General features: G+C 34.0%; 7 protein-coding genes. All 7 read right to left on the reverse strand.

Annotated elements, in window-relative coordinates; translation table 11 throughout:
- Positions 1-142: 142 nt before the first annotated feature.
- The 7 genes from WBQ70_RS00300 to proB all read right to left on the reverse strand — a co-directional run bounded on the left by WBQ70_RS00300 (position 143) and on the right by proB (position 7,434).
- Complete coding sequence (locus WBQ70_RS00300) at positions 143-1,306, reverse strand: hypothetical protein (protein WP_423908952.1); 1,164 nt, start codon at positions 1,304-1,306, stop codon at positions 143-145.
- Complete coding sequence (locus tag WBQ70_RS00305; protein WP_423908955.1) at positions 1,293-2,288, reverse strand: DUF2157 domain-containing protein; 996 nt, start codon at positions 2,286-2,288, stop codon at positions 1,293-1,295. Before WBQ70_RS00305 ends, WBQ70_RS00300 begins: the two co-directional genes overlap by 14 nt.
- A gap of 98 nt (positions 2,289-2,386) precedes the next feature.
- Positions 2,387-3,667, reverse strand: coding sequence for an argininosuccinate lyase (gene argH, locus WBQ70_RS00310; protein WP_423908958.1), 1,281 nt, complete (start codon positions 3,665-3,667; stop codon positions 2,387-2,389).
- Between the two features lie 82 nt (positions 3,668-3,749).
- Positions 3,750-4,820: a M20 family metallo-hydrolase gene (locus WBQ70_RS00315; RefSeq protein WP_423908961.1), complete on the reverse strand. Its 1,071-nt coding sequence runs from the start codon at positions 4,818-4,820 to the stop codon at positions 3,750-3,752.
- 59 nt (positions 4,821-4,879) lie between these two features.
- On the reverse strand, positions 4,880-5,665 hold the full coding sequence (gene argB, locus WBQ70_RS00320; RefSeq protein ID WP_423908964.1) for an acetylglutamate kinase: 786 nt from the start codon (positions 5,663-5,665) through the stop codon (positions 4,880-4,882).
- Positions 5,655-6,602: an N-acetylornithine carbamoyltransferase gene (locus tag WBQ70_RS00325; protein ID WP_423908966.1), complete on the reverse strand. Its 948-nt coding sequence runs from the start codon at positions 6,600-6,602 to the stop codon at positions 5,655-5,657. The genes argB and WBQ70_RS00325 overlap by 11 nt, the downstream gene beginning before the upstream one ends.
- Positions 6,603-6,672: 70 nt before the next feature.
- Entirely contained in the window at positions 6,673-7,434 is a 762-nt protein-coding gene (proB, locus tag WBQ70_RS00330; protein WP_423908969.1) for a glutamate 5-kinase, read from the reverse strand.
- Between the last annotated feature and the right edge of the window lie 83 nt (positions 7,435-7,517).

A 7,517-nucleotide genomic window follows, 5' to 3' on the forward strand; every position in this document is an offset into this window, starting at 1 on the left:
CTGGCAGGAGCTTCCGCTGGTCGCTCTGCCAGCCCAAGAAAATTATGGTTTGCTCCACCACAAAGGCTTTCCGTTGCTGTTGGGGCTAAGAGGGAGGTTTCTTTTCCAAAATTTTAAGTTCAAATAGTTTTACTAATAGAGATTAAAAAGAACCTCCAGAACCACCACCACTAAAATCACCTCCTCCAAATTCCATTGGAGATTCAGTATGAACTTCAGGTTTTAATCCAAATTGTGACGTAAGAATCAAAGCTTCAGTATGTATAAAATCACTTGAATTAATAAAACGATCGGGGTGGAAAGTGATTCCTGATGTTTTGTCTTTTATTTTTTTAATGCTAAAATACGTAATACAAAATAATAGTAATCCTCCTACAGTTAAAGCTACCTCAGTGGGTAACAGATGATGGTAATACCGAATCGTGTAAATTGAAAATACCGTAGCAACAAAACCAATCCACAACATGGAGCGTTTTTTATCTCGTAATCCATAAACGATATAAATTGCTGGAACAATAAACGTAAAAGCATAAAAAAACCAAGCAAATGGAATATCCGAATTTGGAGCAATTTCGTTTCCAAGTAATGCTACTGAAAGTTCTCGAACTACAAGATAATTTCCAGAGAGATAAAATAAAACTAAGCTAAAATTTTTTACAACTACTATTCCTTTGTGATAGAGGGGGAAAACTATTTTTTGAATCAATTTTTGTGATACGATATACAATGCTACTGCAAAAAGCATCAATGCAAAAGGTAAAATGATTTTTCCCATACTTCCTATTTCAAACAAAGTATAGGCTATCGTTGCAGTGCTTGAAATACAAAATATATAAACAGAATTCAGGTTAATGTAGCGGATATAAGTCAACAAAGCAATAGCTGTAGCGATCGAAGCAATTACTAACTCATAACCATTAGTTGTCATTCCTATAGCAATAGCTAAAAGTCCTTGTCCGCCAATCAAAAAAGTATCGTCTAATCCTTGTTCTTTATAATTTTGTTTGGCATAAAATTCTACACCAGCAAAACCAATAATAGCGTACAGATAAAGCAGGAAATTAAAATTATCATCAATTTGGGATAATCCCACGAGCGTAAGAAAGCCACAAATGGAAGAATAAAGAAAGACTCCCAATACAGTCATTCCTAGGCGAATTAAAATGTTTTTTTGTTTTTTAACTGTTGGTAGTTGGTCTTCAATTGTAGTGTAATTCTCTTTTGAAATAAATCCCGCTTTGTATAAAGAATGAGCTTCTTCAATCAAAAATTGATTTTCAAGCTCGGTTTTGTTATATGCTATCATTTTTGATTTCGGTATTGAATTTTTTGATCATTTGGATAAAAAGAAAAATAGCTCCTATAAAATAGAAAGGACTGAATATAAGTAAAAACGAAAAGAAATCGTTGAAATTGATCGTTTCAATAATTCTAAATAGGGTAATATTAGTACCTATAAAAGCATACAAAACAGTAAATACAAATAAGGAAACGGATTTTTGTTCGTAACTGCTTTTGTAAAAATAAAAGGTAGCTATTGCTAGTATTACCACAGATGCAAACCAAAAATCTTCCGTTAAATTATTAAGACAAGAAATACTGATAAGGTGTAAAGCAAATGTTAGAAATACTAATGCAAAGTGTTTTTTAAAGTCAATTTGAGTACAATAGTAATTCCATGCTAATAAAACGATTCCCAATCCAATCGCTGAATAACTTAAGGCATTAGTATCATAAAAATCATTTTGTAATAACGATTGTGGCGTGACAGTCAGTCCTATATAAGCGGCTAATCCTGTGATAGCTAATGAAAGTACATTTTTATTATCAAAATAATATCCTGAAAATAAGCCAAGTGCAGTTGGGATGATGATGGCTAATCCATAATTAGTTCCAAAAGTATTGTATTGGAATTGTAAATACGCGATAAAAATACAGGTTAATAAATTCGCTGTTAGTACAATATAATCCATCACTGGACTTTCAAAAACTACTTTTTCTTTTTGGAAAGGAGGTGCTTTTTTGAAACTGAAATAATAACAAATTGCTGTTACTATTAAAAGTAACCCAATTAAAATACTATGACCAATGCTGTCAATATTCGCATAAATTAATATTCCAACGCCCGAAGTAAACAATAAAACTGATAGATAAAGAAATAGTTTTAATTCTCCATTCAAGGAAAATAGATTTAAACTGCGATAGTTTGCAATTTCGATCTTTTGTTCTTCGGTGAGTAATTCTTTTTCAAAAAGAGCCTGAGTAGTATGCTCATTGAATTCTTTCATAGTTGTCATAATAAGAAATCAAATGTAGGGTATTTGTATAAATAAAAAAAAACGCATCGAAAATATCGATGCGTTATATGATAAATTTAAAATGAATTTTAAAATGCGCGATTCATTTTTTCTTTAATCTCAGCTAAGCAAAGGTTATTGATGCTTCCTTCGTGAGTATGTTGCGTAGCTTTTGGAGATTTGTAGGTTCCGCTTTCTAACTGTTCCGCTACTGCTTTGTAAGCATCTCTAAATGGCATTCCAGCAACGACCATTTCGTTTAAGGTATCAACAGTAAACAGGTAATCGTATTTTTTATCGTTTAAGATATTGTCTTTTACTTTGATATCCTTAATAGAGAAAATAGCAATATCCAAACATGCTTGTAAGTTTTGAATAGCAGGAAACAAACCTTCTTTTAATAACTGTAAATCACGGTGATACCCACTTGGTAGATTATTAGTAATCAAAGTGATTTCGTATGGTAACGCTTGGATTTTATTACACTTCCCACGGATTAGCTCAAAAACATCAGGATTTTTCTTGTGCGGCATGATGCTAGAACCCGTTGTTAAATGTGCAGGTAAACCGATGAAATCAAAATTTTGACTCATGTACACACATACATCCATTGAGAATTTAGCCAAAGTAGCTGCTACGCTACTCATTGCAAAAGCAACTGTTTTCTCTGATTTTCCACGACTCATTTGTGCGGCAACCGAATTGTATTTTAGGGTTTCAAATCCTAATTCTTTGGTTGTAAAAGTACGGTTGATTGGGAACGAACTTCCGTAACCAGCAGCAGATCCTAATGGGTTTTGATCCACCACTTTCAAAGCAGCGTTTAACATTGTGATGTCATCAATTAATGTTTCTGCATAAGCTGAAAACCACATTCCAAAAGATGATGGCATTGCGATTTGTAAATGAGTATATCCTGGCAATAATACATTTTGATGTTTATCAGCCATTTCCATCATTAAGTCAAACAAGGTTTTTACTTGTTGTTTTAATTCGGTTACTACGTCTTTCAAGTACAAATTCACATCGACTAAAACTTGATCGTTACGAGAACGAGCAGTGTGGATTTTTTTTCCAGCATCACCAAGTTTTACCGTTAGTAAATATTCAATTTTAGAATGAACATCTTCAAAGCTATCTTCGATTTCAAAATTTCCTTGAGCAACATCAGCGATGATTTCGTTTAAAGCTACGACTAAAGAATTTGTTTCTTCAGTAGTTAATAAACCTATATTGCCTAGCATTTTAGCATGAGCAATAGAACCTAGTGCATCATATTTTGCTAATACTAAATCCAGTTCACGGTCGTTTCCAACTGTGAATTGTTCTATTTGTTTATCGGTTGGTATTCCTTTTTCCCAAAGTTTCATAAATTGTGTGTTTTGTTTTGGTAGGGACAAGTCGTGACTTGTTCTTTTTATGTTTTGGACAAGTCTCGACTTGTCCCTACTATTACTGTTTTAAAAAACCGCCAATGATTTTGATATACAAATCCACTCCTTCTTCAATTTCGTTTAAAAATATAAATTCATCTGCCGAGTGCGAACGCAAACTGTCTCCAGGTCCTAGTTTTAAAGATTTACAACTCAAAACCGACTGATCCGAAAGGGTAGGAGAGCCATAAGTGGTACGTCCTAAAGCGATTCCTGATTGTACTAATCCGTGAGCAACAGGGATCGAAGAAGCGTTTAAATGCATCGAGCGTGGATTTACTTCTGCGAGAACATTTGCTTTTACGGTTTCTAGAATTTCTTTATTATCGTAGCAATCATTAACGCGAATATCGACTACCAATTCACATTCAGAAGGCACTACATTGTGCTGTTTTCCTGCATTGACTTGGGTAACAGTCATTTTCACTGGACCTAATTGCTCTGATATTTTTTCGAATTTGTAATCTCTAAACCATTCCATTACTGGAAGTGTTTTATAAATTGCATTGTCGTTATTTTCGTGTGCGGCGTGGCTAGGTGTTCCGTTTACTTTGATGTCTAGGACAAGTAATCCTTTTTCGGCAACGGCTAATTGCATTAACGTAGGCTCACCAATGACAGCGCACTCTAATTCAGGTAAGTGTTTTAAAACACTGTTTAGACCGTTTTTTCCGCTGCTTTCTTCCTCAGCCGAAGCCACGATGACCACATTATGGGATAAGTTTTCTTTTTCGTATAAATAAACGAAAGTCGCTAACAAGGAAACTAGGCATCCTCCAGCATCATTACTTCCTAACCCATATAATTTTCCGTCTTCGATAATAGCTTTGAAAGGATCTTTTGTGTAAGCTCTATTAGGACGTACGGTATCGTGATGGGAGTTCATCAATAAAGTGGGTTTACTTTTATCAAAAGTTTTATTGTAAGCCCAAATATTGTTGTTTTCTCTCTCAAAAGGAATGTTGTTTTGAATAAACCATTGCTCTATTAAAAGGGCTGTTTGTTGCTCTTCGCTAGAAAAGGAAGGAGTTTCAATCAGATTTTTTAATAATTGGATTGCTTCTTTTGTAAGTGTTTCTTGGTTTTTCATTTTGTTTTTTTTAGGCGCAAAGCTTCAGAATTATAAAAATAGGTCTGAAAAATTTACGTTTATAATTGAATACTGGTGCAAATGGCATTTGCATTTTGTAACATTTTATGGTGTCCGATTTTTATTTTTTGAACACCTTTGGATAAACTATTAAAACAGTTGTCTAATTTAGGAATCATACCCGAGTGTATGGCGCCTTCTTGTTTAAGTTTAGAATATAACGCTGAGTTGATTTGTTGAATTACCGAATTGTCATCATCAACATCGGTCAATACACCTGGCTTTTCAAAGCAGTAGTTCAAGGTAACATCAAATACTTCAGATAAGGCAATAGCTAATTCACTAGCAATCGTATCGGCATTGGTATTCAATAATTGTCCTTTTTTGTCGTGTGTAATGGCACAAAAAACAGGAGTAATTTCATTTGTGATTAAGGTTTGCAATAGGGGAGTGTTCACTTTTTGAACATCACCTACAAATCCATAATCAATGCTAGGGTGATTTCTTTTTTCGGATTGGATTAGATTTCCATCTGCTCCTGAAAACCCTATAGCATTAGTGTTGTTCGCTTGTAATTGCGCCACAATATCTTTGTTGATTTGACCTGCGTAAATCATCACCACGACTTCAAGCATAGCAGCATCCGTAATACGTCGACCATCCACCATTTGAGGCACTAGACCAATACTTTTTGCCATCTTAGTGGCTGATTTTCCTCCACCATGAATGAGGACTTTATATCCTTCAATTTTTGAAAAGTCAGCTAGAAAATGTTGTAATTCATTGGCATCATCAATAATGTTTCCGCCAATTTTCACGAGAGTTAGGGATTTTTTAATATCCATTTTTCAATATTTTTTGTAGCACTAATTGTGCAGCATAGGTTCTGTTATTAGCTTGTTGAATGACAATAGAATTTTCGCTGTCAATTACAGCATCTTCCACGATTACATTACGTCTTACAGGCAAACAGTGCATGAATTTGGCGTTATTAGTCAAAGCCATTTTTTCAGCAGTGATAGTCCAGTTCGTATCTGCATTGGTAATTTGACCATACTCGTTATAGTTGCTCCAGTTTTTGACGTAAATAAAATCGGCATTTTCAAAAGCCTTGTCTTGATCGTATTCTATTTTAGAATCTTTGGTGATTTCTGGGTTCAATTCGTATCCTTCAGGATGTGTAATTACAAAATCAGCATCTTGTAACTGCATCATTTCTACAAAAGAATTAGCAACAGCTTGAGGTAATGCTTTAGGATGTGGAGCCCATGACAAAACTACTTTTGGTCTGTGTGGCGTTTTAAATTCTTCCATGGTGATGGCATCCGCCAAAGATTGCAAAGGATGTCCTGTTGCTCCTTCCATATTCACAATAGGTACAGTTGCATGTTTTAAGAAACCAGACAATACTATTTCAGAGTTGTCTTTGTCTTTTTCAACTAATCCAGCAAAAGCTCTTATCGCAATGATATCGCAATACTGCGATACTACTTCAGCCGCTTCTTTAATATGCTCTGATGCACCTTGGCTCATTATTGCACCATCTTCAAATTCAAGTGTCCATCCTTCGTTAGTAAAGTTCATTACCATGACGTTCATTCCTAAATTCAAAGCCGCTTTTTGAGTACTTAAACGAGTACGTAAACTTGGATTAAAAAATAACATCCCAAGAGTTTTGTTTTTTCCTAGTTTTTTATTTTTAAGCGGATTTTTTTTGATTTTAAGTGCATCTTGAACCCAGTGCGATAGGTTGTCGATATTTTTTATAGAAATGTAGTTCATTTGTTTTTTGTTTAATCGATTAATTGTTTTTTACTGTTTAACCGAGTAATCGATTAAACGAATCAACATTTTATACAATTTTAGTAAATGGGATTTTATTATTTATGGCATTCAATATAAAATTATCATTAAGGCCATTGACAATCCAAGTTTCAATATTAGCTTCTTTTGCAATTGCTACAGCTTCAATTTTGGATTGCATACCGCCAGTTCCGTGTGATGATTTTGAATCTCCAATTTCCTTTTCCAAATCTTTCAAATCAGCTACTGCTGAAATAGTTTCTGGATTTCCTTTTTGCATGGATTCTTTGGTATAAAATCCATCTGTATTAGTGGCAATTATCAAAATATCAACGTTTAATAATACAGCAGTTAAAGCAGCTAACTTATCGTTGTCGCCAAATTTTATCTCATCAGTAGCTACCGTGTCATTTTCGTTAATAATAGGAATGTAATTATTTTTGACTAAAACATTAATAGTGTTTACGATATTGACTTTGGTTTGTTCTTTTTCAAAATCAGAATAAGACAATAAACATTGCGATGTATGTAACCCTAAATCTTTGAAATTCTCATGATAAATCCGCATCAAATGAGGTTGACCAATAGATGCCAATGCTTGTTTTACAAAAAGTTCTTTATCTTGCTTCTCTAATTGTACAAATTGCTTTGCAGCAGCAATCGCACCCGAACTCACAATTATAAATTCATAATCATTATTCAATGCGGCAATTTGCATTCCAATATCCTCAATCTTTCCTCTCGAAATATGATTGGTTTCTTTGGTTAACGTATTGCTTCCTAATTTTAATAAAATTCTTTTTTTTGCCATTATTTTTTATTTTGTACGCGTAGGGACAGGTCGCGACCTGTCCCTACGCGTACAAAATAAAAAATAATGGCAAAAAAAAGAAT

Origin of the sequence: Flavobacterium sp. (genome assembly GCF_049590715.1) — a bacterium.
Classification (GTDB): Bacteria; Bacteroidota; Bacteroidia; order Flavobacteriales; family Flavobacteriaceae; genus Flavobacterium.